Raw genomic sequence first — 20,341 nt, 5'->3', positions numbered from 1 at the left:
CACCGATGCCGAGTCACCCGGAGGGGAACGCCATGAACAACTGGATGAACAGCACGGTCTCGTACCTCCGCGCCCGCGCCGCCCGCAAGGACGAGGGGCAGACGGCGGTGGAGTATCTGGGGATCATTGCGGTGGTGGTGGCGATTGTGCTGGCTATTACGGGGACGGACATCGGGCAGACGATCTACAACGCGATCACCGACAAGATCACCGAAGTAACCGGCGGGTGATGCGGCTTCGTCGGTACCGGGACGCAGGGCAGGCCTTCCCCATCTACATCACGGTGGTGGCAGGCCTGCTCTTTCTTGCGTTCGCGTACCTTGCGGTCGGCCAGGCCGCGGCCACTCGCAACAAGGCTCAGACAGCGGCAGACGCCGCGGCGCTCGCGGCAGCCCAGGACCTACGGGACCAGCTCGCGGGGGAGTGGCTGGACAACGTGCTGGATCCCACCTCGTGGCAGCGCATCTTCGATGGCGACGTTGAACTACTCGGCGACCCATGCGCGCGGGCGGGTCAGCTCGCGGCTCGGAACAACGCTCATGTGGAGGGCTGCGGCGCGGAAGGCCTCCTGGGCTACAGGGTCAATGTCAAGACCAACGAGCCTGTGGGAGACACGATCGTGCCCGGTACGGAGGGGCGATTCGCGACGGCACGCGCGATTGCCGTCATCGAGCCGCGCTGCGAACTCCCGGCTGAGGACGCGGGCAACGACGTCTTGCCGAGCCTCAACTGCGAGGACAAGGAATGGGACCTGGATCCGGAGGACGTGGACACCCTTCCGAAGCCTGGCGACCTCTTCGACGTCCATCTGGCCGACTGACAAACGAACGACGAGTGATGAAGGAAGCAGGGGCATGAGCATTCGGTTCACAACGAAGGCCCGCAGGAGGATGGTCGCATTGACCGTTGCGGCCGCTTTGGCCCTCGGTGTGGCCGGCTGCGGTGGTGGTGGCGACGATGACAAGAAGCCGAATGCCTCGGCTTCCGCCTCCAAGGGCAACGGATCGCAGCCGAGTGCCCAGGAAGGTCAGTCGGGGGAGCCACTGGCCGAACTCAGAGGCCCTGACAGTCTGCTCCTCCAGATCGCATCAGCTGTGCGGGACTCTGGCGGGTTCATCACGGTAAACGGCACCTTGAAGAACGACGGCAGCGGGACAGTCAACGTGCCCGCCCAACTGAGTGGCAACGAGACGGAGATCATCCGGAACGGCAGGTCGCTGGGCGGGGCCACCCTTGTGGACTCCCACGGGAAGAAGCGCTACTACGTTCTGCGCGACACGGATGGGCGACCGCTGACAACGACCAACTTTCCTGCCCTGAAGTCCGGAGAGTCGATCCCCGTCTTCATGCAGTTCCCGGCGCCTCCGTCGAGCACTTCTGAGGTTGTCTTCCAACTCCCGATGTTCGCCGTCGCCACCATCACCATCTCTGGTTGAGGCGGCCCCCATGACCCAAACCCGCCTCACCCTCGCCCTCACCACCGCCACCCTCCTCTTCGCCACCACAACAGCCCACGCCGAAGACGGCCCCAGCGTCCCCCCAGGCACCGAGGCCACCGCCTCCGCCCCCGTCGAGGTCGACCCCAACGACCCCGACCTGAAGATCCCGGAAGGCGCCACCCTCGCCGCACCCAAAGTCCTGGACATCAAGCAGGTCGTGGAGGAGCAGGGCGGCGAAGAGCGCCGCGAGGACACCAACGCGGACGTGAAGTTCGCGCTCCAGGCCGAAGTCCTGTTCGGCAAGGACAGCGCAAAGCTCAGCGCCGCCTCGAAGGCTCGCATCGCCGCGATCGCCGAGGAGATCAAGACCCAGAACGCGACAAAGGTCCGCGTCTTCGGCTTCACGGACAACCTCGGCACCTCGGCCCACGGCGACGTCCTGTCCCGCCGCCGCGCCAACGCCGTACACGACGTCCTCGACTCCGAACTGAACGACCCCAACATCACCTTCGAGGTACGCGGCTACGGCGAGCAGTACCCCATCGCGGACAACTCGTCGGAGTCCGGCCGCAAGAAGAACCGAAGGGTGGAGGTCTCGTTCCCGCGGGGGGACAGCTGACGGCGCCGCTCGCCATGACGTGGCCGTGGGCGCTGGATCCTGACCGCCGTGTCGGGGAGAGAGCCTGACAGCAACCAAATCTCGCCAACCGTCCTGGAAGAACGACACGTTGGCGTTGAATGGCCAAGCTCCGGAATCCGTCGGCACATTAGAGTCTGACCAAGGCGCTTGATCAGTGCTGTGGGACGGAGGGGTACCCGCGTGGCGTGGGACGAGTGGGAGCAGCTGAAGACCGATGCGGCCGAGCGCGGGGTCACGCAGACGCGGCTCAACCAGCTTCCCGCCGACAGGGGCGCAGGCAGTGCCGAGGGGGACCTGGTGGTCAACCAGGAGGACCTCGGTGCCGTCGGCCACGATGCGTACCTCCTGTACGAGGATCTGCAGTCTGGTGCGGACATCGCCGGCGCCGGGGCGAACAAGGAGGGCGTCGGATCCTCGAGCCAGGCCGCTGCCGCGCTGAAGTCGCACGGTTTTGCGGCCGGCGCCGCGCTGGAGTCGACGGTTGATATCTGGACGTCGCAGCTCAAGACGGTGCTCCAGGCCTGCGCTCACATCTCCAACCACCTCGACTACACCAAGAAGCGGCATGCTGACGACGACGCCAAAATCGGCGCGATACTCCTCGGCAGCGATGGCACCGCCCTGACCGTGTCCCAGCTGAGCAAGTACTTCCAATAGGGGAAGCCAGGTGGCCTTCACGTACATGGACCTTGTCGAGGTCGATCTCGGCAAGCTCGGCACCGCGGTCTCCGACTGGGGAAAGAGCGTGGACGCGCTCAAGACCGCCGCTGAGAACGCACGCACAGGTATGCGGGCCAAGTCGGACAAGGCCCGGTGGGCCGGTGTGAACGCCACGGTGACACGTGAGTTCGTCGCCAAAACGGCGGAGGAGATCTCCGATCTGCACACCGAGGCCGACAGCATCCACAAGGTGCTCGTCGACGGCCACGCAGAACTGGTCTCACTCCAGAAGAAGATCAGAACGGCGATTGAGCAGGACGCCACGAAGCTCGGGGTCCGGGTCGAGGACATTGGCGAGGGCAAGGTCCGCTGCTTCTTTCCCCATATCCGAGGGGACAGCGACGACCGCACGCAGGAGCAGCTCGACGCCAAGCAGGAGTTGGAGGACCGCATCAACCGGCTGGTTGCGCACGCCGCCGAGATCGATGCGTCCCTGGCCCGCGCACTGGCCAAGAGTCACGGTGGCAACAAACACAACGCCGGCCACAAGTCGTACGAGTCGCTGGATGACGCTCAGGCCGAGCGAGCCGCCGAGCTCGCCAAGCGCGGCCCGGAGATGAGCGATAAGCAGTACATGGAACTCAACTCCATCCTCAGGTTCAACGCCAGGGACGCGGATTTCTCCACCGACTTCTACAAGTCGCTCGGCGGCCCCAAGGAGGCTCTTGAGTTCTACGGCCGCATGTCGCTGGACGGCACGATGGGTGACAACAAGGAGCGGCTCGCTCTCGCCCGACAGCTCCAGCGGAACATGGGCATGGCCCTGGCCTCGGCGACCGACCCTGACAGCAAGTCTCACCTGCCGGCGAGCTGGGCGTCGGATTTCCGCAAGCTGGGAGCGCAACGGGTCGAGCTCTACCCCGGGGCCGGCCAGTCTCCGTACGGCTACCAGCTGTTGGGTGGCATTCTGCGATACGGCAACTACGACGCCCGGTTCCTCAACCCCATCGCCGAGCACGTCGTGCAGCTGCACAAGAAGGACCCCTACCGGTTCATGGACAACAAACCGACGACCGGTGGGGCCGATCTGGACTGGGGCTTCAATCCGTCGGGAAGGACCGGCGCCGGCTATGACCCGCTGACCGGCGTCCTGGAGGCGCTCGGGCACAGCCCGGAGGCAGCGAAGAAGTTCTTCTCGGACCCGCCGACCGTCTACAAGGAGGACGGTACGGTTGACGAGAACGCCACGCTCGATTTCGACTCCTACTTCGATGAGCTGACGAAGAACGACTTCGAGTGGGCCCCGGACAGTCTCGTCCACGCCGGCAGCGATGAGGCGAAGCACGTCCGCGAAGGCGGCCCGGACGCGCTCGGACACGCGCTGGAGGCTGCGACGACGGGAGCGGCGTGGGATGCGGATCCGCCGGAACTGCATCGGGACGAACAGGCGTGGAAGATCATGGAGAAGGTGATCCTCCGCTACAACGTCACCGTCGAGGACGGCCCGCCAGATGTCATGAAGGACAGCTTGGCCCGTATGGGTGCGGCATATATCGATGACCTCAACTACTCCATCAAGGACTTCGGTGGCTCAGGCGATGAGGTGGACCGCGACCGCCTCTTTGCCAACAGCAGTGATGGTTGGCCACGTGAGTCCTTCGGCGAGTACGAGGCGCGGAACTTCATGATGCTGGTCGCCGCGGACGAGGACGGCTACAAGACCCTGTCCACGGCCCACCAGGTGTACACGGGGAGTGGACTCGCGGCTCTTGAAGGTAACCGCGCTGACGGATTGTCCTTCGCCCAGAACGCGGCCAAGGTGAGCGGCATCCTCGATGAGTCCCGCGCCCATCAGATCCGTGAGGACTTCGGGGACGACAAGAGTGCGCGGGACCTGGAGATGGCGAAGCAGGGCGAGTGGCGGAAGACGTTGATGTCCGGTGCCCTCACGGCGGCAGCCGCAGGTGGCACGGCACTGGTACTGGGGCCGGCCGCTGGTCTTGTCGCCGCAACCGCCGTTCCGGTCCTGCTGGGGTCGGGCGCTTCGGCGCTCAGCACCGCCTACGGCAACCACACCATGGAATACCTCCAGGACAACGAGTACAAAAACGGTGCCAGGGCCCTTGAAGAGGTACAGGGCCTGGAAGCCGTCGGTGAGCGTGGAGCCTGGGTGCCTGTCTCCAACTACGCCGACGCCGTGGGCATGACCGTGCGGGAGAAAGACGCGCTCACTCCGGTGATCGAGGGCTCGTACAGGGACGGGAAGGACGCCGTCTCGGATGCGTGGAAGGCGTTTTCATGAGATCCGTGATGCACATGGCCTGGTGTGGGGCGGTGGCCGGGGCGCTGGCTCTGTCTGCTGGTTGCTCGGGTGAGGGCGAACAGACCCTTGCCGAGAAGTACCCCATCCAGTCCAAGACCTGTGATGCGCTGTTCGGCTCCAAAAACATGGAGTCACTGCGAGAGATGGTTGGGCCCGACGACCTCGAATTCACCAACAGGCCTCTCTCCGTCGACAAGGTCAAGAAGGGTCTGACGCAGGAGGCGCTGGAGCCCTACGACAAGATCAGAGGCTTCGAGGAATACGACGTCTGCTGGCTGTCGGGTGACTCCCAGTTCCATTCCACTGTGACGTGGGCCGCAGACTCCTTGAAAGCGGTGCAGTCCTCCGCCGGGCGCTGGCACCGAGCGGGCAGCGACGTCTTCGTAGCCGACACCTCTTACGTATCCGTCGTCTTCCGTTGTGACGTCAAGGGCGCCTCTCAGCAGGCACAGGTCCTGCTGGAAGCCAGGGTGGGAGACGTGAGTTCCCGGAAGTTTTCGGAAGCGTTCCACGAGGAGTTGGCAGTGAGGCTGGCCCGGACGGTCCGGGACGAGCTGCGGTGCACCAATCAGCCCGAGATCCCTGACGACTTGGCGATCGAAGAGTGATCGCCTGCTCAGAAGGGCGATCGGCGGTCTCGTCAGCCCACCTCCACCGACACCCCCACCCCGACCCGCACCCCCCACCCCGCCATCACCCCGGCCTCCGCCTCCAGCACGTGCCGTGACCGCAGTCGCGGTGCGCCCAGCCGCCACGGCCTCATCGTGTGGACCGCGATGACGACCAGGTCGCGGTCGAGGTAGGCGACGTCGATCGGGATGCGCATCCGGAAGGTGTGGATGGAGCTCGCGGGGGACAGCAGCATCGCGCCGTGCACAGCGTCCCGCCCGAGCAGTCCCCTCGTACGGGCCCGGTACGACGTCGCGATCTCCAGCGGCACCGTCGCACCCCCGTGCACGACCAGCTCACCCCGCCCGTCCCGCCAACGCCGCCGCCCCATGCCCCCGGGCCCCTTCCGCCGTCCGCTCGCCTCCGGTGTGCGAAACCCGACCGTATCCGCCTCAGCGGCGCAGCGCCCACCGCTGCACCGACTCCAGCGGCCCGTGCGAGAAGCGGCGCAGCCACAGGGTCGAGCCCGCGATGAGGAACGCGCAGATCAGCGCCCACATGGCCATCACCCACCATGGCCCGCCGTCCGACCCGAACCGCTCGGTCAGGCCGAGGCCGACGCCGTAGCAGAGCAGCGTGCACAGCACGTTCTGGAGGACGTACGACGACAGGGCGGTGCGGCCGACCGAGGACAGGCCGTGGGTGACCGCCGTGGGGAGGCCGCCGCGGTCGAGTACGACGCCGATCAGGCCCAGGTAGCCGAGGGCGACCACCGGAGCCGCCACATAGCGGCCGAGGAAGAAGAAGTCCTCGCCGCCCAGGGTCAGTGCCGCGTTGAACGGGAGGCCGAGGCCCAGGCCCCAGATCGCCATCCGGGTGCGCAGGCGGCGGCCGCGCTCGGTCGGGGCGAAGGCGCCGGCGCGGTACAGGCGGACGCCGAGCAGGAAGAGGAAGATCAGGAGGCCGAAGCTGATGACGGGCTCGATGCGCAGGGCGACGGCGTTCTCCAGGCGGAAGGCGATCTGGTCCAGCCAGGTGCCGTGCGCGTAGACGTCCACGGACTCCGCGGAGATCCGGCCCGGCTCCGAGTCGTCCGCCAGCAGGGCGAGCGTGATCAGCGACATCAGGGCCACGTGCAGGCTCACGGACGTCCACATCAGCACGCGTCGCAGCCGCTCCGAGCGCACGAGCAACCGCGCGACCAGCAGGGCTGTGACGGCGTACCCCATCAGCACGTCGAAGCCGAACACCAGAACGAAGTGGAGGGTGCCCTCGGCGAAGAGGAACAGGGCGCGGGGGCGGTAGCCGCGCGGCCACGGCGTGCCGTGGCGCTGGGCGGAGTCGTACTGGATGGCCAGACCCACGCCGAAGAGGATGGTCAGCAGCGACAGGAACTTTCCGTCCGCGAGGAAGCGGAAGAGCGCCTCCACCGGTTCGTCGAGCGGGTCCGCCATGGGCGCACCCTGCAAGAACGCCCACTCCGAACCCGGCGTGGCGAAGATCCACACGTTGGTCATCAGCGTGCCGAGGATCGCCACCCCGCGCAGGACGTCCAGCAGGGGCAGCCGGCCGCCCGTGGGGGAGGGGCGGGATGAGGTGGCGTCCGTGGACGCACGCGTGCTGTTCGACGAGATGCCAGCCATACGTCCAGGCTCCCGGCCCGCCGCGCCCCGAACGTCCTGCGGCCGGACGAAAACGTCGTACATCCTTCGATGCAGGCACCGATCCTCCTCAACCCGAGGTGAGCCGTGGGAACCAACGAGCCGACCGGGTAAATCAGTTGTCCGCTCACCGAACGGTGGGTAGGAAGGGCCCATGACCGGACTCGGCGCTGTGTTCCGTCCCCAACTGCCCCCCGAGCGGCTGCGCGCCCTCGCCCAACTGGCCGACGACACCGGCCTCGACGAACTGTGGCTGTGGGAGGACTGCTTCCGCGAGGGCGGTGTCTCCACCGCCGCGGCCGCGCTCGCCTGGACCGAACGCGTCCGGGTCGGCGTCGGTCTGCTCCCCGTGCCGCTGCGGAACGTCGCCATCACCGCGATGGAGGCCGCGTCCCTGCACCGCATGTTCCCCGGCCGTCCCATCCTCGCCGTCGGGCACGGCGTGCAGGACTGGATGGGCCAGGTCGGCGCCCGCGCCGCTTCGCCGCTCACGTTGCTGCGTGAGCACCTCGACGCGCTGCGGGCACTGCTGCGCGGGGAGCGGCTCAGCACCGAGGGCCGGTACGTCAGGCTCGACGACGTCGCCCTCGACTGGCCGCCGCCGGGCCCGGTCGAGATCCTCGCCGGCGCCACCGGCCCGCGCACGCTGCGGCTGTCCGGGGAGGCGGCGGACGGCACGGTCCTCACCGCCGGCACACCTCCGGAGGGGGTACGCCGCGCACGTCAGCTCATCGACGAGGGGCGGGCGTCTTCCGGCCGCACCGACCCGCACCGCGTCGTCGTCTACCTCCTCACCGCCACCGGCCCCGACGCCTCCGCCCGCCTGCGCGCCGAACTCACCGCCGAGGGCCTCGCCGACGTCCCCGACCTCGGCGTGGCCGGTGACGCGGGGGCCGTCGCCAAGGCCGTCGAGCGGCTCACCGAGGCCGGCGCCGACACGGTGATCCTCCAGCCGACGGGCGACGAACCCGACCCCGAGGGCTTCGTCCGCTTCGCGGCGCGGGAGGTCGGGCCGCTGGTGCCGTAGCGTCGGTTCAGCTTCGCCGGTCCGTGCTCACGACTCGAATATCTCCGCCACGATCGCTGATCCATTCCTGCAGCTCCGTGCCCGATAGCTCTCTGGGGACCCCTTCCTCCGTGATCACTACCGGACCGAAGATGGATCCCGAGATCCCTTCGAATTTCGTGTAGTGATCCACAGTTACCTGGAACGAATTCTCTTCGAAGATGGAGTTGCTCAGATCTGCGGAACGAAAGTCGACTCCCAAGAGAGAAGCCCCCATGAATTTGAGTGCCCCGGCAGCCGGCGCCGAAAGCATCAACATCGTAAAGCGACGCTTTGGCCAGGTTGGCGCCGTCGAGAATCGAGTTCCGCAGGATTGCATCATCGAGGTTGGCGCGCACGAGGGAAGCCGCGGTCAGGTCCGCCCCCGTGAGGTCGGCTCCCTGGGCATCCGAGCGGTACAACTCCGCACCCACCAGCTTGACGCGGGCCAACCTGGCGTCCGTGAACCATGACTCCGAGAAGTCGCCGTGCGAAAGATCCGCCTCGCTCAAGTCAATCCCGACGGCGTCCAGGCCGCCTTCGCTCACGCCGAGCCACTCTCGCAGACGCTGGGCTGCGACATCGTCCAGAGGAAAACGGGCCGGAGCCCATCCTTTGCGGGTGCCTGTCATTCGGATTTTAGAGACTGCCTGATCTCGTCGCGAACCCTGTCATTCCCCACGCTTGACAGATACTGAGCGAATTCCCGGGCTTCCGGTGTCCGCGAGCGCTGCACCACGGCCACCGCATGAATGAGAGCGCGAGGGCCGGCATCGTGGCTGAGTACTTCACGGGCGAGACGTACAGCGGCCGGCCCGTCCACGGTCGCCACCGCTGCCGCCAAGTCGATCAGCTGGGTCGTCAGATCGAACTTCTGCGTGAGGCCCTCGGCCAACTGAACCACGCCTCGGCCGATCACCTCATGGATATCGGAGAGCACGGCCGCAACTGTCTCCCTGTCGAGCAGGTCCGCAAGCTTCTCGTCGAAATACTCCCTGTCCGCGATTCTCACCAACGACCGGAAGGCCTCGGTTCGCAGGTTCTGGGTGCCCTTTTCATGCGCCAAGTCATCACTGTCCCCCACAGCCGGCGACAACTGCGCAAAGGTATTGTCGACGGAGAACTTACGATCGATAAGGAGGTTGTACCAAGGAGCCGTCTTCGGATCCCGAGTCAGGGCGATGACCGTTTCGTAACCCGTCGGCTCAGCCCACGTCGTGAGCGCCACGCATGCCAGGAAGCGCTCCCGCTCGGGCGCGGAACTGTCGTTCATCAACTCGACCAGTCCGGGCACCCGCACACGATGCCGGGCGTCATCCAGGGCCTCGTAGATGACGTCTTCCACATCGTCGGACGGCTGCCTGTCGAAGTCCGTACCGAGCAGTGTCTCGAATCGACCCAACTGACACTCCTTAGGCGCACTCGTCGGCTGCCAGGTTGCGCAGAGCGGTGAGATCGATTCTCTGTGGTTGTGCATCCGCTGGTACTTGGCCGATAGCACCCTCATCAGCCATCGCGGACAACTCTGCCAGAGCCGCCGATGGAGACAACCCCTGATCGTGTGCCGACCTCAGCCGTTCCAGCCACGCCAATCCGGCCTGGTAGACCGCGTCGTCACCCACGTCCGTCGGCTCGAAGCTCGCAGCGCTCTCGGTGTCGGACGCCCACAGGTAACCGATGATCCCCCGCTCGCCCTGCACCGGCACGTACCACACGTCTCCCTCGACCGTACGCCGATACCCGATCCGCCCGAAACCGGGGGCATGCGTGAAGACGTCGTAGCGCGTGGGGATCTCGAAGCTGCGCCACACGTCCGACGCCGCACCGTCAGCATCGAAGAAATTCTCGGCACCTGTCTTGGTCGGCTTCGCGAAATACGTGGGATCGTCAGGGTCCGTCTCCGACTCCAGCACCTTGGAGAGACCTTCCAGCAGCGAGGCCAGACGAGGCCCGTTCGCCTCATAAACCTCTGGTTGGGGCCTCCCCTTCAAGTGGAACGGCAACCACACGTCGCTGCGCGTCACCAGGTCAACGGTCACGAAATCAGCGAGCGATGACGCTCCCAGCACGAACAGGCCGGAGCACTCGATGTGCGCGTCCACGGATCCGATCTCGCCGTTCCGCAGCCCTTCCCTGACCTGGTCCACCAGCGTTGGGAGGGCTTCCGCGGACTTCATCGGGCCGGTGACGGCGGCCTTGAACAGGGCACTGTTCGACTTCCCGGCTTCGGAGACGGACACGTGTACGGCAGGCGCGCCGACGGCGAACCGATGAGCAGTGAGAACGCCGTATGCCGCGAGCAGGTCGCGAAGACAGAGGACCAAGGCGTCAGCCGTCTCGTCGTCACGGCCCCAGGCCCAGCGGGCGACGGGCGTCGAGGCAATCACAGCGCCGCCTCCGCCATCAACCTTCGCCACGGGGCAGGGAGAAGGCCAGCCCTTTCTCCCATCGCCGAGATACTCCGCGACTTCATCAGTGAAGAGCTCCCCGCGATACAGCAACCGCCGAGCCAGCCCACACCGACGTTCTCCAGGGCGTGCTGATGTGCGCTCAGCCGCTCACGCGCCCTTTCGCCAGGTTCGAGTCGGCTGGCCGTGCTCGTCCCATTTGTAGTCCTCCAAGAGCGTCATCCCGTTCTCGGCGAACACCTGCTTCGCCGCGAGCACCCCGTTGGGATGCCACTCCTTGAACTCACCGATGGGCAGCCCGTCCCGAAGTGTTCCCTCGGAGCGGAGGGTGCCGTCTTTGTGCCACTCGCGGGAAGGGCCGTTCTTGTAGCCGTCGGCGTAGGTGTCGAGGCTTACGAGGCTCTCGCCGAGGTGTTCGGTCACTTCTCCGGTGAACGGTTCGTCTCGGTAGTACAGCCGCTCCGAGTCGTCCATGTCCACTTCGGGGTCGTCGATGTCAATGCGCTGCACGGCTGTCATCAGGGGATCCAATTCTCGTCACTCGGCGGAAAGCCGGTGTAGCGGCCGTGGGTGCTCGGCGTGCCTTCGAGCATATGGTTGCAGTTCGCGCAGAAGGGGGCCGGACGGCCCGGCAAGCCGGTTTCCTTGTGCTTCATGAACGGGAACTCAACCGACGCCCGCATTTCGGAGAGCACCTCCGGGCTGTCGGGCAGGCCGCGCTTGGTCCGTTCCCAGAGCAACTGGTTCGCGGCCTTGACCTCGGCGTGACCCAGCGGGTGGTCCTTGTGGGGCGGCGGGTCGCCGATGGTCGCGTTCCGCTCTGCGAGCGTCGGGTGGAGCTCATCCTCCGGAATGATGTTGTTCGACCTTCCGTTGATCCCCTCGAAGATCTGACCGGTCCGTAGGTCGATGACCGCACCCACGCATTCACCGGCCTCCTTGCGGGAGAAGACACCGGCCTCCTTCGCCTCCCTGTAGGCGACACCCCGCTCCCGAGAAAGGTCGTCCAACCAGGCACTGACGGGACGGTCGTCGATGTGCGTGATCAGTTGGGTTTCCGGATCGACCGTGATGCGGTGCTCCGGCAGTGTGCCGAAGTTCTTGTCGCCGGCGCCGGGAGGCGGCAATGGCGTGTCGTCCTCGACCCGGATCCCCTCTGGGGTGTCGCCCGTGCGCGGAACCTCGGGCTGATGCTCTCCGTGGTTGTCCGGTACACCGTCACAGCCGTGGCCGCCCGGGCTCGGGTCATGGCGGACGCCGTCGTCAGCATGGCCGTTCGGAGGCGTCGGGCCGTCGTGCGGCGGGGTAGGGCCGTCGTGCGGCGGCGTCGGGCCGTCGTGCGATGTTGCGGCGGCCGGGCTGCGGCCGAGGTCGTCGGCTTGGCCGCTGGGCAGGTTGTCACCGACTCCGCCGCCGGGGAGGTTGTTGCCCAACCCGTTGCTGGGCAGGTCGGCGCTGGCATGGACGTTCGGGATGTCGCCGCCGGCACTGACTGCGGGTGTGGTGGGTGTGTCGTCGCCTACACGGCCGACATCACCGACGTTGTCGAGGCTGTTGCCGAGGCGGATGTGCTGGGCGGTGTTGTCGGTGGTGTGGGTTGCGGCGCCCGCCATGACCGGTTCGCGGACCGGGGAGTCGACGCGGGGGACGTCGGCGCCCGCGGGCGGGATGTCGGGCTGGTCCACCACGTCGCCGGGGCCGTCGTCGGACTTCTGGATGACGTTGCCGCCCTCGTCGAGGATGTTGCCGTCCGGGTCGTAGTAGCGGGCCGGGGCACCGTCCTCCGTGGGCAGCCGGACCGTTCCCTCCGGTAGTACCGGGGCGTCGTCGGGCAGCTTGATGCTGCCGTCCGGCAACTGCGTCGCGCCCGGCGGAACGGCCGCGCCTTCCGGTAGCCGTACCGTGCCGTCCGGCAGGCGGACTGCGCCTTCCGGCAGGGTGATCGCGTTCTCGGGCAACGTCGGGATGTCGATGTTGCCGACGCCCTTGAGTGCGGCGCTGATGTCGCCGATCTTGGACAGGCCGGCGCCTGCGCCCTTGGCGATGTAGGTCATGGGGTCGATGGCCCTCGCGGTGGTGCCCAGGACCCGGGCTACCGCGCCGGCTTTGCCTGCACCCGAGGCGGCGGCACCGGCGCCGCCGGTGAAGACGGTGGTGAGGACGTTGAAGGTGACGGCTCCGGCGGCGCGGGCGGGGTTCTTGCCCCACTGGTCCCAGGCCACCAGTGCCTTGCCGGTTTCCTTCATCGCGGTGCGTGAGTCGCGGATCCAGGAGGGGAGTTTGTCGTCGGGGAGGGCCCAGAAGAGGGTGCCGACGCCGGGGATGGAGGACAGTGCCAGGCCGGTGGCGAGCTGGGCGAGGCCTTTCCAGGCCTGGCCCATGGCGTCCCAGCCGCCGAAGCCGACCAGGGTGCCCAGGCCCTTGATGGTGCCCCAGATGCCGTCGACGATCAGGCCGTCCCACACGAACGACTTCACCCAGTGGCCGACCTCGTACCAGTGGTGCTTCTCCTCCACCGGGTCGCCCCAGGGGAGTTTGGCGTTCTTCATGTCCTCGGCGGAGAAGCCGTACTGGTCGGTGCGGTCGGAGCCGTCCCCGGCCATCATCTGCGTTCCGCCCCACAAGGCGGTGATTTTGTTGTGGCAGGTGCGTTCCGCCGCCCAGAAGGCGGCCACGGTGGCGGTGATGTCGTCGCGGAGCTGGTTGTGCTCGCTGACCTTGTCCTCGTCGTACTCCCACTCGTCGTCGTCCTTGACGGAGTCGACGAACGTCTGCGCCTTGGTCTTCAGCTCCTTCAGCTTCGCCACCAGCGGGCGGATTTCGGTGGCGTAGGCGGACAGCGCCCCCGAGACGGTCTCCAGATCGTCGGCGAACGCGTCCGCGCGGTCCTTCACCGGCGTCGTCGTGGCGAACAGTTGCTCCGCCTCCGGCGCCTGGTAGTACGCCGACAGGCCCTGGAACTGGGAGTGCACATCGGAGCCTGCGTCACGGACGTTCCCCGCGTCCGTCTTCAGCGCCGTGTAGTCCGTCTCCAGCTGGGCCAGGTCACCAGTGAACTGTGGGATCTGCTCCGGCTTGATCACGCTCAACCGCCCCCGCTCGTCCGCGCGTCATCGGACCAACTCTCAACAGCGGTTCATCGTATAAGAGAGGGTGCTGCGTCTGACGGGCGAGGAGTTCTGTTCGGTGCGGGAGTGGCATCCAGTGGTTGGCGCCCCGGTCATGTTGATCGGAGGTGCCCAGCAGCGAGCCCCTGGGCACCTCCGGCACCACCGGCCATGCGGCCGCTGCCTCTGCGCCGTCAGTTCCTGTCAGCCGTCATGATGCCGACGCATTCTTCGAGCGCGGCGTGCAACGGCGGTACGAAAGCGGCGAGTTCCGATTCCGACGCGTTCCCCGCTTCAAGTACGGCCCCCACCACCGTCAGCAGGACCGTGGCGGCCTTCACGGCGTGCGCGTCGGCCAGCGACTCAAGGAAGCTGCCCGGGTGCGCGACCACGAATGCCTCCTTACCTGTGGCCGGGTCGACGCCGATGCTGCGGGGGCGCGATGTGCGGCTCATGCGGTGGCCTCCCACGGGACGTAGTCCTGGCCCAGGACGGCCCGCCGCTCACGCTGGTTGCCCCGGCGGCCACGTTCGTCACGCTCGCGCTCCCATACGGCGAGGTACGGCCGGACCAGGGGCATCCCATCGGCAGCGATGGTGTCGAGGTGTGGACGCGGGGGTGCGGGTCGGTAGGCGGGAGTGGGCGGGTAGGGAGTGGGGGGAGGTAGAGGTGCCACGGCGCGGTGCGCTCCGCGAGGTGGCAGGAAGAGGCTCAGGATCGCGGCCAGTAGTCTGCGCACAGGTCGACTCCTACTCAGTCGGCTGAGCCCCGGCACGGAAGCTCTCACCCTTCCAGCCGGGGCGTTTCGTTGCGCCGATGGTATCGCCTTGTATCGCTACGTAGCGAGACGTATCTCAAAGAGCGTGTATCACTGCCCTTGCTTAGCGTCGGCCTCATGAACCCTGACGCTGAGATCGATCACGGCGCGCCACTGACCCCGTATCGGCAACTGGCCGAGATCCTGCGTGCACAGATTCAGCGCGGCGACTGGCAGCCCGGGCGGATGCTGCCAAGTGAAGCCCAGCTCGTACAGCGGTACGGGATCGCGCGGACGACTGTGCGGCGAGGGCTTGGCCTGCTGGCCGAGGAGGGTTGGGTGTACGCCGTACCGCAGCGAGGGTGGTTCGTCACAGACCCCCTGCCGCCCACTTCCGAACCTCCCCAGCCGTCCGCGTAGCCGAAGCCACCGTCACCCCGGCGGAAATTGAGCAGCGGCCCCCGACCACCCCTTGCGACCATCAACCGCATGCAGCACGAACCCCGCCCCACGAAACCCCGCCACCTCAAACCCCACCCCACCTTCGAGCAGCTCGTCGCCGAAGGGGCCGCCGTCCCCACCGAGGGCTGGGACTTCTCCTGGTTCGAGGGGCGGGCCACCGAGGCGCGGCCGTCCTGGCGGTACGCCGAGTCGCTCGCCGGGCGCCTCGCACGCGCGCGTGCCGCCCTGGACGTCCAGACAGGCGGCGGCGAGGTCCTCGACTTCGCGCTCGGCGCCGCCGCGCACCCGCCCCGCCTGCTCGCCGCGACCGAGGGCTGGCCGCCGAACGTCGCCAAGGCCACCGACCGGCTCCGCCCGCGCGGCGTCGTGGTCGTCGCCGCGCCGGAGGACGCGCCGCTGCCGTTCGCCGACGGCACCTTCGACCTGGTCTCCAGCCGGCACCCCGTACAGCCCCACTGGGACGAGATCGCGCGCGTGCTCCAGCCCGGTGGCACCTACTTCGCCCAGCATGTCGGGCCCGGCAGCGTCTTCGAACTCGTCGAGTACTTCCTCGGGCCGCAGTCCGAGGAGGTGCGCGGCGCCCGCCACCCCGACCGCGAGCGCGCGGGCGCTCAGGCGGCGGGACTGGAGGTCGTCGAGCTGCGCGCGGAGCGGCTGCGGATGGAGTTCCACGACATCGCCGCCGTCGTCCACTTCCTGCGCAAGGTGATCTGGATGGTCCCCGGCTTCACCGTCGAGGCGTACGAGGACAGGCTCCGCACCCTGCACGAGCGGATCGAGGCAGAGGGTCCCTTCGTGGCCCACAGCACCCGCCACCTCTTCGACGTCCGCAAGCCAACCGCCTGAGGCTCTCGGGCCTGTCCGGCGGATCATGCCGCAGACGCGGGGTCCACGAATCACCGCGATTCCCTGCGACCTGATCCGCCGGACAGGCCCTACGCGTGCGGCCCCGCCGTCACCTCCCCGATCACCAGCTCCGCCCCACCGCCCGCCTCCAGCGCCGCCGCCACCCGCTCGGCCTGCTCCGTCAGGTCCCGCTCCTGTCGTGCCGTCAGAGTGCCCAGCGGCTCCACGGTGACCCTGATACGCCGTCCCTGGCGCCGCTGGTGCCACACCCCGGCCACCACGCCGTCGACCAGCAGCAGCGGAAAGTTGCCCGCCTGGCCGCGGGCCAGCGCCCGCTCGTAGGCGCGCCCGGGGAACAGCAGCTCGCGCGGCTGCGCGGCGATGCCGTACGCGTCGAAGTACGGCAGCAGCCGTACGCCCCGCACCGGCCCCTGCGGGAACTCCGTGTCGCCGGCCGCCACCCACGCGCGCGTGCCCTCGAACACGACCTCCTCGATCTCCCCGGCGGCCGCCAGCGAGGCGAACAGCTTGCCGGCCCAATCGGGCAGCGCCGACAGCCACTTCGCGAAGTGCTGCGGGGTGGCCGGTCCGTAGGCGTGCAGATGGCGGCGTACGAGGAGCCGGAGCGCCTCCTCGGCGGGCAGCGGAGTGAAGCGGGGCGGGCGGGTGTACGTCGTTCTGCGGCCACGGTTCGGGCCGAAGCACACGGCGCCGGACTGGCCGGCCAGATGCAGCACCGTGCGCCAGCGTGGCCACAGCTCCTGGAAGGCCGGCATCACCCGCTCCCCGGCCCACGGACCGGTCCGCGCGACGATCGCCTCGCCCAGCTCGTCCACGGTGAGACAGGCGTCGGCGAGCGCGTCGCCGATCGCCGCGACGACCTGCTCGGTCTGCTCGTCGGTGAGCCGGACGTCCGGCGGGAAGGGATTGGCGCCGGTCCGCACGGCGGTCAGGGCGGCGCTCCACAGGGGGAGTTCTCGGGTGCCGAGCAGATGGACGGTCCCACGCGGGCCGTACGTCTTGATGAGCGAGCGTTCCTCCCACAGGGCGGCGCGGACGTCCGCCCGGGTCACGCCGGTGGCCCGTACCGCCACCGACAGTTCGGCCGCGGACATCACCTGGGCGTGCGCCCCGCGCATCGCGGTGACGATGTCGGCGACCGGCGTACCGTCCGGGGCGGGATTGGCCAGGAACTGCCGGTCCAGTCGCCGTGCGCCGGCCTGGTCCCAGGTGATCCCTTTGCTCTTCGTGGTCATGGGCGGACGCTAGGCCGGAATGAGGTCGGTTTCTGTCCTCTATGGGCTTCTCCGTCGGCGCGGGGGCGCGAGCCGTGGCCTGAGTTTTCCACATTGTTATCGGCGGCCACTCGCGTCACCCCTGACACATCGCGTAAGTTCAGACCAAGGTAATTCGCGTGAGCAAAGCTGCGCGGGCGGCACCGCGCAGTGGAGGGGGCTGCGCGGTGCCCAGAACCTGTTTCCGCGCGTCAAGCCGCCGTCGGCCGGTGGGTCGCCCGTCAGGGGGACGCCGGAAAAATCCCGCGCGTCCCCTGAGATTCGGCCATGAACGGGCTGTGAACCAGGCATTCCGCGGCCACCGGCGCGTTGCCGGGTGATTTCGGAGAGTAGTTATCGTGCGCCGATGCACGCAGCAGCCCTTACGAAGGGTTATGGTGGAAACCCCCCTCGGGCCGGTCCGTCTCCCCCCCACGGACCGGCCCGTTTTTCTGCCCCGCCAGCACCCGTTGGGGCGCTGTCGTACCGCGGGGGTAGGCTTCGCCTCCGGGGACCGTCATACGGACAGGGGGCGCGCTCGGCCGCACCTGTCCGATCCGTACGGAGGGGCTGACAATCACGTGAACCTGCGCGACAAGCTGCGCGGCCTGCTGGTCAGGCTGTACGCACGCCGGGTGGAAGGCCACCTGGACCACGCTCAGGTGCCCAAGCACATCGGCGTCATCATGGACGGCAACCGGCGCTGGGCGAAGGCCGCGGGTTCCACCACCGTGCACGGTCACCGGGCCGGCGCCGAAAAGATCGAGGAGTTTCTCGGCTGGTGCGCCGAGACGGACGTCGAGGTGGTCACCCTCTGGCTGCTGTCGACGGACAACTTCGACCGTCCCCAGGAGGAGCTCGTCCCGCTGCTCGGCATCATCGAGGACGTCGTGCGCACCCTCGCCGCCGACGGTCGCTGGCGGGTTCATCACGTCGGCACCCCGGACCTGCTGCCGTCCCAGATGCAGACCGCGCTCAAGGAGGCCGAGGAGGCCACGGCGCACGTCGAGGGAATACTGGTCAACGTCGCCATCGGCTACGGCGGCCGCCAGGAGATCGCCGACGCCGTCCGCTCCATGCTGCTGGACGCCGCCGACAAGGGCCGCTCCGTCGAGGACGTGGCCGAGGCCGTCGACGTCGACACGATCGGCCGCCACCTCTACACGGGCGACCAGCCCGACCCCGACCTGGTCATCCGCACCAGCGGCGAGCAGCGGCTGTCCGGATTCATGCTGTGGCAGACGGCCCACTCCGAGTACTACTTCTGTGAGGTCTTCTGGCCGGCCTTCCGCAAGGTCGACTTCCTGCGCGCCCTGCGCGACTACGCGGCGCGCCATCGCCGGTACGGCGGCTGACGGACCCGCCTCGACCCCCGGACGTAGCGCGCTTAACACGGAGTTCACCGGCGCGCCGTCATATGCCGTGGCATGGCGGCGCGTTTTCGAGGGCATAAGCCAAGCAGGTCGACGCCCGAACCACGGGTGTCGGATCTCAGCGGACGGCACGGGGCCGTCCGCCCGGGAGGCCCTTTGCACCAGCCCGATCGTGCGGTCACAGCACGGACGAAGAGGCGACGGGCCGGTTTCCGGCCCGTGCATCGAGGCCGGCAACCGGTCCAGATCGTCTCCGTCGCTCCCCGACCTCATCCGAGGGGGTACGTCCTTCCGTGGTGACCAGCACAAAGCGCCACAAGCCCGACCGGCGCACCTACGTTCTCGACACCAGCGTCCTGCTGGCCGACCCGAACGCTTTGAACCGCTTCGACGAGCACGAGGTCGTGCTCCCGGTCGTGGTGGTCACGGAGCTCGAGGCCAAGCGGCACCATCCCGAACTCGGCTACTTCGCCCGGCAGGCCCTGCGTCTGCTCGACGACTACCGTGTGCGGTACGGCCGTCTGGACGCCCCCATCCCGACCGGGGACCTCGGCGGAACGCTCCGTGTCGAGCTCAACCACTCGGACCCCAGCGTGCTGCCGACCGGCTACCGGCTGGGGGACAACGACTCCCGCATCCTCGCGGTCGCGCGGAACCTGCAGGCCGAGGGGTTCGACGTCACCGTGGTCTCGAAGGACCTGCCGCTCAGGATCAAGGCGTCCTCCGTCGGTCTCCTCGCCGAGGAGTACCGCGCCGAACTGGCCATCACGGACTCCTCCGGCTGGACCGGGATGTCCGAACTGACCCTGCCCGGCGAGCAGGTGGACATCCTCTTCGAGGAAGGCCACGTCCACGTCCCCGAAGTCGCCGGCCTGCCCGTCCACACTGGCCTGACCATCCAGTCCGAGCGCGGGAAGGCACTCGGCCGGGTGACAGCGGAGGGCAACGTCCGCCTGGTGCGCGGCGACCGGGAGGCGTTCGGCATCAAGGGACGGAGCGCGGAACAGCGGATCGCGCTGGATCTGCTGCTCGACGCGGACATCGGGATCGTGTCGATGGGCGGCCGGGCCGGCACCGGTAAGTCGGCGCTGGCGCTGTGCGCGGGCCTGGAGGCGGTCCTGGAGCGCCGCCAGCACGAGAAGATCATGGTCTTCCGCCCGCTGTACGCGGTCGGCGGGCAGGAACTGGGCTATCTGCCCGGCACCGAGGCCGAGAAGATGAGCCCCTGGGCGCAGGCGGTCTTCGACACGCTCTCCGCGGTCACCAGCCGCGAAGTCATCGAGGAGGTCACCGCGCGCGGGATGCTGGAGGTGCTCCCGCTCACCCACATCCGCGGCCGCTCGCTGCACGACGCGTTCGTGATCGTCGACGAGGCGCAGTCGCTGGAACGGAACGTACTGCTGACCGTTCTGTCCCGAATCGGCGCCAATTCACGGGTCGTTCTGACGCACGATGTGGCGCAAAGGGACAATTTGCGGGTGGGGCGCTACGACGGTGTCGTCGCCGTCGTGGAGAAGCTGAAGGGGCATCCGCTCTTCGCCCATGTGACCCTGACGCGGTCCGAGAGGTCCCAGATCGCCGCGCTTGTGACCGAAATGCTGGAGGACGGGGCGATCTGACCCCCACGTCCCATCTCGGGGCGGTTACGCGACAGTTGGCGCCGTTCGGCAAAGGCTCAGAGCCTAGTCGGGCGGCGCCTTCGCGCGTCACTGTTTCTCGAAATCGCCAGGGCCAAAC

At 67.9% G+C, this 20,341-nt stretch carries 21 protein-coding genes and 1 pseudogene; 12 read left to right on the top strand and 10 right to left on the bottom strand.

The features are described 5' to 3' along the window. Positions 1 to 32 precede the first annotated feature (32 nt). The 7 genes from I2W78_RS13435 (at position 33) to I2W78_RS13405 (ending at position 5,670) form a co-directional block, all read left to right on the top strand. On the top strand, positions 33 to 230 hold the full coding sequence (locus I2W78_RS13435; protein ID WP_196459822.1) for a Flp family type IVb pilin: 198 nt from the start codon (positions 33 to 35) through the stop codon (positions 228 to 230). After that, a complete protein-coding gene (locus tag I2W78_RS13430; RefSeq protein ID WP_196459820.1) occupies positions 230 to 820 on the top strand; it encodes a pilus assembly protein TadG-related protein in 591 nt (196 codons plus the stop codon). The genes I2W78_RS13435 and I2W78_RS13430 overlap by 1 nt, the downstream gene beginning before the upstream one ends. 34 nt (positions 821 to 854) lie before the next feature. Beyond that, positions 855 to 1,436, top strand: a complete 582-nt coding sequence (locus I2W78_RS13425; protein WP_196459818.1) for a hypothetical protein — start codon at positions 855 to 857, stop codon at positions 1,434 to 1,436. A 10-nt stretch (positions 1,437 to 1,446) separates the two neighbouring features. Further along, positions 1,447 to 2,058: an OmpA family protein gene (locus tag I2W78_RS13420; protein ID WP_196459816.1), complete on the top strand. Its 612-nt coding sequence runs from the start codon at positions 1,447 to 1,449 to the stop codon at positions 2,056 to 2,058. Between the two features lie 201 nt (positions 2,059 to 2,259). Beyond that, positions 2,260 to 2,736 carry a hypothetical protein gene (locus I2W78_RS13415; RefSeq protein WP_196459814.1) on the top strand — a complete coding sequence of 159 codons (477 nt, stop codon included), beginning with the start codon at positions 2,260 to 2,262 and terminating at the stop codon, positions 2,734 to 2,736. Between the two features lie 10 nt (positions 2,737 to 2,746). Continuing rightward, the gene (locus I2W78_RS13410) at positions 2,747 to 5,041 is read left to right on the top strand and encodes a DUF6571 family protein (protein WP_196459812.1); all 2,295 of its coding nucleotides are present in this window, start codon (positions 2,747 to 2,749) and stop codon (positions 5,039 to 5,041) included. After that, positions 5,038 to 5,670: a hypothetical protein gene (locus I2W78_RS13405; protein WP_196459810.1), complete on the top strand. Its 633-nt coding sequence runs from the start codon at positions 5,038 to 5,040 to the stop codon at positions 5,668 to 5,670. The genes I2W78_RS13410 and I2W78_RS13405 overlap by 4 nt, the downstream gene beginning before the upstream one ends. Before the next feature lie 32 nt (positions 5,671 to 5,702). Here I2W78_RS13405 and I2W78_RS13400 read toward each other — a convergent pair whose 3' ends face one another. Both I2W78_RS13400 and I2W78_RS13395 read right to left on the bottom strand, forming a co-directional pair. Then, positions 5,703 to 6,062, bottom strand: coding sequence for a DUF192 domain-containing protein (locus I2W78_RS13400; RefSeq protein WP_196459808.1), 360 nt, complete (start codon positions 6,060 to 6,062; stop codon positions 5,703 to 5,705). 61 nt (positions 6,063 to 6,123) lie between these two features. Then, positions 6,124 to 7,314: a DUF418 domain-containing protein gene (locus tag I2W78_RS13395; protein ID WP_196459806.1), complete on the bottom strand. Its 1,191-nt coding sequence runs from the start codon at positions 7,312 to 7,314 to the stop codon at positions 6,124 to 6,126. 172 nt (positions 7,315 to 7,486) lie between these two features. On the opposite strand from I2W78_RS13395, the gene I2W78_RS13390 reads away from it, so the two are divergent. Continuing rightward, positions 7,487 to 8,359 (top strand): LLM class flavin-dependent oxidoreductase, encoded by an 873-nt coding sequence (locus I2W78_RS13390; protein WP_196459804.1) that lies wholly within the window; start codon positions 7,487 to 7,489, stop codon positions 8,357 to 8,359. A gap of 332 nt (positions 8,360 to 8,691) precedes the next feature. Here I2W78_RS13390 and I2W78_RS40420 read toward each other — a convergent pair. The 7 genes and pseudogenes from I2W78_RS40420 to I2W78_RS41125 form a co-directional block, all read right to left on the bottom strand. Continuing rightward, positions 8,692 to 9,009 (bottom strand): annotated as a pseudogene (locus tag I2W78_RS40420) (pentapeptide repeat-containing protein); the annotation flags it as partial. Then, a complete protein-coding gene (locus I2W78_RS13380; RefSeq protein WP_230885431.1) occupies positions 9,006 to 9,779 on the bottom strand; it encodes a hypothetical protein in 774 nt (257 codons plus the stop codon). The pseudogene I2W78_RS40420 and the gene I2W78_RS13380, both read right to left, overlap by 4 nt. Positions 9,780 to 9,789: 10 nt before the next feature. After that, the gene (locus I2W78_RS40415; protein ID WP_230885430.1) at positions 9,790 to 10,794 is read right to left on the bottom strand and encodes a hypothetical protein; all 1,005 of its coding nucleotides are present in this window, start codon (positions 10,792 to 10,794) and stop codon (positions 9,790 to 9,792) included. 141 nt (positions 10,795 to 10,935) lie between these two features. Beyond that, positions 10,936 to 11,304 carry a toxin-antitoxin system YwqK family antitoxin gene (locus tag I2W78_RS13370; RefSeq protein ID WP_196459802.1) on the bottom strand — a complete coding sequence of 123 codons (369 nt, stop codon included), beginning with the start codon at positions 11,302 to 11,304 and terminating at the stop codon, positions 10,936 to 10,938. Continuing rightward, entirely contained in the window at positions 11,304 to 13,868 is a 2,565-nt protein-coding gene (locus tag I2W78_RS13365; RefSeq protein ID WP_307783960.1) for a YwqJ-related putative deaminase, read from the bottom strand. The genes I2W78_RS13370 and I2W78_RS13365 overlap by 1 nt, the downstream gene beginning before the upstream one ends. A 218-nt stretch (positions 13,869 to 14,086) precedes the next feature. Then, a complete protein-coding gene (locus tag I2W78_RS13360) occupies positions 14,087 to 14,347 on the bottom strand; it encodes a hypothetical protein (protein ID WP_196459798.1) in 261 nt (86 codons plus the stop codon). Then, positions 14,344 to 14,472: a hypothetical protein gene (locus tag I2W78_RS41125; protein ID WP_269066474.1), complete on the bottom strand. Its 129-nt coding sequence runs from the start codon at positions 14,470 to 14,472 to the stop codon at positions 14,344 to 14,346. Before I2W78_RS41125 ends, I2W78_RS13360 begins: the two co-directional genes overlap by 4 nt. Positions 14,473 to 14,787: 315 nt before the next feature. Here I2W78_RS41125 and I2W78_RS13350 point away from each other — a divergent pair, with 315 nt between their 5' ends. After that, positions 14,788 to 15,069, top strand: a complete 282-nt coding sequence (locus tag I2W78_RS13350) for a GntR family transcriptional regulator (RefSeq protein WP_196459794.1) — start codon at positions 14,788 to 14,790, stop codon at positions 15,067 to 15,069. A gap of 69 nt (positions 15,070 to 15,138) precedes the next feature. Then, positions 15,139 to 15,957 (top strand): class I SAM-dependent methyltransferase, encoded by an 819-nt coding sequence (locus I2W78_RS13345; protein WP_196459792.1) that lies wholly within the window; start codon positions 15,139 to 15,141, stop codon positions 15,955 to 15,957. An 89-nt stretch (positions 15,958 to 16,046) separates the two neighbouring features. Here I2W78_RS13345 and I2W78_RS13340 read toward each other — a convergent pair whose 3' ends face one another. After that, on the bottom strand, positions 16,047 to 17,213 hold the full coding sequence (locus I2W78_RS13340; RefSeq protein ID WP_196459790.1) for a winged helix DNA-binding domain-containing protein: 1,167 nt from the start codon (positions 17,211 to 17,213) through the stop codon (positions 16,047 to 16,049). Between the two features lie 599 nt (positions 17,214 to 17,812). Between I2W78_RS13340 and I2W78_RS13335 the strand changes: the two genes are divergently transcribed. Then, positions 17,813 to 18,586 carry an isoprenyl transferase gene (locus I2W78_RS13335; protein WP_196459788.1) on the top strand — a complete coding sequence of 258 codons (774 nt, stop codon included), beginning with the start codon at positions 17,813 to 17,815 and terminating at the stop codon, positions 18,584 to 18,586. Positions 18,587 to 18,897: 311 nt separating this feature from the next. Continuing rightward, positions 18,898 to 20,223: a PhoH family protein gene (locus I2W78_RS13330; protein WP_196459786.1), complete on the top strand. Its 1,326-nt coding sequence runs from the start codon at positions 18,898 to 18,900 to the stop codon at positions 20,221 to 20,223. Positions 20,224 to 20,341 lie beyond the last annotated feature (118 nt).

The sequence above is a fragment of the Streptomyces spinoverrucosus genome (genome assembly GCF_015712165.1).
Taxonomy (GTDB): domain Bacteria; phylum Actinomycetota; class Actinomycetes; order Streptomycetales; family Streptomycetaceae; genus Streptomyces; species Streptomyces spinoverrucosus_A.
The sequence above is the reverse complement of the archived record's forward strand: the minus strand, read 5'-3'. Positions and strand labels throughout refer to the sequence as shown.